Source organism: Coprococcus sp. RTP21428st1_C9_RTP21428_210409 (genome assembly GCF_040227395.1).
GTDB lineage: Bacteria > Bacillota > Clostridia > Lachnospirales > Lachnospiraceae > Coprococcus > Coprococcus aceti.
The window spans coordinates 1-3,913 of record NZ_JBEHVV010000062.1; the positions used below are offsets into that span (position 1 = coordinate 1).

Annotated in this window: 3 protein-coding genes and 1 pseudogene; 3 read left to right on the forward strand and 1 reads right to left on the reverse strand. The window is 43.3% G+C overall.

The genetic code is table 11. The features are described 5' to 3' along the window. Positions 1–475 (forward strand): annotated as a pseudogene (locus ABUA34_RS11030) (hypothetical protein); the annotation flags it as partial. Between the two features lie 161 nt (positions 476–636). Continuing rightward, the gene (gene hisS, locus ABUA34_RS11035; protein WP_015533917.1) at positions 637–1,902 is read left to right on the forward strand and encodes a histidine--tRNA ligase; all 1,266 of its coding nucleotides are present in this window, start codon (positions 637–639) and stop codon (positions 1,900–1,902) included. A gap of 140 nt (positions 1,903–2,042) precedes the next feature. Here hisS and ABUA34_RS11040 read toward each other — a convergent pair whose 3' ends face one another. Beyond that, on the reverse strand, positions 2,043–2,549 hold the full coding sequence (locus tag ABUA34_RS11040) for a YqeG family HAD IIIA-type phosphatase (protein ID WP_015533916.1): 507 nt from the start codon (positions 2,547–2,549) through the stop codon (positions 2,043–2,045). Between the two features lie 282 nt (positions 2,550–2,831). On the opposite strand from ABUA34_RS11040, the gene ABUA34_RS11045 reads away from it, so the two are divergent. Continuing rightward, positions 2,832–3,913, forward strand: a 1,082-nt coding sequence (locus ABUA34_RS11045; RefSeq protein ID WP_349823302.1) for a hypothetical protein, incomplete at its 3' end; no start/stop codon positions are given.

The following is a 3,913-nucleotide window of genomic DNA, read 5'->3' on the forward strand; positions in this document are numbered from 1 at the left end:
GTGTAAGGTAGCTATTGTTGAGGAGATGCTGTGCAAGTCAGAGTACCTGTACCATCAGCACACTCTCAAGGGAATAGACAAGCCATCAAACGAGGAGATGACATACTCTGTAGCATGTCTGATCAAGTGTATCAACCATATGATCAACAAGAAGAGCAAGGCTGCTGCAGCTCCTAACAAGAAGGTCATCATAACCAAGACAGGTAAGGTTATAGAGCTCAACGATGAGTCAGGACAGGCACTAGAGAAGCAGGAGTCAGGAATCATCGAGGCTATAGACAATATAGTTGTCCAGCTCAAGGATAAGAGTGAGAGCAACGTCAAGTATGTAAAGGATTACATTGAGGATCTTATGAATACACTCATGAAGTACAACTGGGATATGAATGTACAGCTTGATGAATTCTCAGGTGAGGAACTCAGAAACAAGGCCTTCCTTGTTATCAAGAAGCTCAACTATGATCTTCTCAAGTAATCTGATATTACAGGACAATTAAAAATATCAATATATTATGTGAAAAGCACCGGAACAAACTATAAGTTTGTTCCGGTGTTCTTTTTAAGGGTGGAAAAATATAGTTGTATATGCTAGAATAGGTTGGATTTAATAAAGATATAAGATCAGGAGGATAAGAAATGGCAAAATTCATCAAGACACCGGTAAAAGGTATGTGTGATCAGCTTCCGGCTGATATGAGGCTTAGAGAGCATGTGCTTTCAATGATCAAGACAAGTTATTCCAGATTTGGATTTACACAGATAGAGACTCCTGTTATGGAACATATAGAGAATCTTACAAGCAAGCAGGGCGGTGACAATGAGAAGCTTATCTTCAAGGTGATGAAGAGAGGCGCAGACCTTGCGAGAGCCATCGATGCAGGTAAGGGAGAGTTGGCAGACAGCGGACTCAGATACGATCTTACACTTCCACTCTCAAGATATTATGCGAACAACAAGGAGCAGCTTCCAAGCCCATTCAAGGCACTCCAGATCGGACCTGTATTCCGTGCGGATCAGCCACAGAAGGGACGATTCAGAATGTTCACCCAGTGCGATATAGATATACTTGGTGACAATACAAACCTTGCGGAGATAGAGCTTGTGGCAGCCACATCCGATATGCTCTCAAGAATATTCTCTGAGGTGGGAATAACAGATTTTACTATCCACATTAACGACAGACAGATACTCCGTGGTGCTGCGAAGAATGCGGGATTTGCAGAGGAAGACATTGCTTCAATACTCATCAGCCTTGACAAGTATGACAAGATAGGTCTGGATGGCATAAGAGCAGAGCTCACAGAGAACGGATACGACGCAGAGATGGTGGACAAGTATCTTGAGATATACCAGAACCTTGGAGATATGAGCTGCGCTGAGTTCTGTAGGGACATAGACGCTGAGTGCCTTGATCCAAAGGTTATAACCAATATGGACGAGATCATATCAAGTGCAAAGACCATGGTTGCAGATGGCGTAAAGATCGTATTTGACCCTACTCTTGTGAGAGGTATGGGATATTACACAGGACCTATTTTTGAGGTTACAATAGATGACTACAACTTCTCCATCGCCGGCGGCGGAAGATATGACAAGATGGTTGGAAACTTCTGTGGACAGGATGTCCCTGCAACAGGATTTTCAATAGGTTTTGAGAGAATAATCACCATACTCAAGGACAAGCTTGAGAATGGATACAAGATAGATTCTGACAACGTGGCTATCCTCATTCACAAGGATGTGACACTGGACAAGAAGCTTGAGATCTTCAAGGAGGCAAAGGAACTTCGCCAGGCAGGTAAGACAGTGACTATCCAGATGATGAGAAAGAACATGAAGCAGCAGATAAACATGCTGGAGTCAGAGGGATACACAGAGTTCAAGAAGGTGTACAACGACTAACATACGTTCTGTGGATCACACAGATGTGTAACATCATGACAGAACGTATATGTTACTGAGATATTTAATAAAAGGCTGTATTCACATATCAGGCAGATATGTGAATACGGCCTTTTGTGTTGCGTTATGAATAACAGAAATTATCTTACCATGCCATGCTTTTTCCTGAAGTAGAAAATAAACGGCTTTTCAATGATCCTCTTGAGGGTGATCTGTATCTCCTCGTGGCTTGTGTCTATAGGCTTGACAAGGATAGTGTGTATGCCAAGGCTGGCACTTCCGATGATGTCAGTGTAGATCTGGTCGCCCACGGCGATCGTGTTGTCTATGTTGCAGCCTATCTCGTTCATGGCACGGATGTAGCCCTTTTTCGATGGTTTGCCGGCTTTGAATATGTAATTCACCTTCATCTTTTTGTTGAAAGCGGCAACCCTTGGCTCCTTGTTGTTGGATACCAGACATACCTTGAAGCCCATGGCCTTGAGCTGTTCCATGAGCTGGATCGCTCTGGATGTGGCCGGCTCATTATGTCTCACAAGAGTGTTGTCTATGTCGAACAGTATACCTCTGTATCCCATGTCGTAATACTTTTTGAAATCTATCTTGTATGTGGATGAATAGTATTCATCCGGCAAAAATCTGATCATAGATATCCTCCCAGTTTGTTGTCGATTCATTATACCACAGGTGGACAGACAGTTGTATAAACACTTAATAAAATAATAAAATACCATATCCCGTCACTTTTATGTTTTTAATTTGTGGCAAAACATGTATAATAAAAATGATTAAGTTCAGATATAAGTAAAAATGATGATGGGCATATCAGATATGTATGCCAGTTTGCATATTGGATTAAGAACTTATATAGAATGAGGTGTGGGATATTGCACAGGGCGTATGTTCTAAGAAAAGAAAATAATAAATATATGCTGGATGTTATCAGTCCGTATGAAGCACTGTACAGTTCTGTATTTGGGGTGCAGGCGGATACGCTGTCCTATTCACAGGATGGTATGTGCAGGCGGATGTTCGATGAACTCATAGACAAACTGAATTACAGGGAGAAGATAGTGATAGATAAGCTCTATGGCTACAGACATGACAGATGCAGTGTGCCGGAACTTGCCTGTGAGCTGGAGACCGATGAGGAAGGTGTGAACAGTCTGAAGAACAGTGCGCTGGACAGACTGAGGGATCCGGATAATTACAAATATCTGGAGAAACGGTGGTATTCAGGAACGGATATAACCAACACTGAGTACGAGCTTGATTTCAGGAGAAAGCTCAGAGCGGAGCTTCAGAGATATCTGGCCGGTCAGAAGTCAGATATTGACATTTTAAGTGCGATAATGAGGAGAAATAAGATCTCTGTACAAAGAATATACAGGAATGTGCAGGCGGCAGCTACGGATCAGGGACGGTTTGAGACCTCTATATCAGGGAAGAAGAGCATAGATGATGCTGTAAATGCGCTGAAGGCGTTCAAGATAGCTGCACGTCCTGTTGAGAGCATCAGGAAGAAAAAGTCTGTAAGGGGAAATGTAGAGACCGTGCTCATAACAAATGATGGGATTGAGCAGGCGTATAAATACAGCGGACTCAGCGATGAGGATATAGCGGAGTGCGTGTGTCATGTACTGACAGACAGTGACGAGGGACATGGCTGTATACTTGACTTCAATATGTCAGATGGACTTATGGGACTCCTGTTGCTGAAGGGCTATCTGTATCTCGACAGTCTCATGGAGGACAGAGACAGGATATTGGCGGAGCTTCAGAGTGGAGGCTTTCAGACTCAGGCGGAGGAATTTGCAAAATTTGCGGACAAGGCGGAGATATACATAGAGGATAAGACGCACACGTCCATGACGTTTATTGTTGTGCCGGAGGCTGTTGCGCTTCGAATATATGAGGATAGGCCGGTGGATTACCATGAACTGCTGTCCTGCGCGGAGGAGACGGACAGGGAGTTTGCGGTCATGCTCATAAGAAATGAGAAGAAGGAATT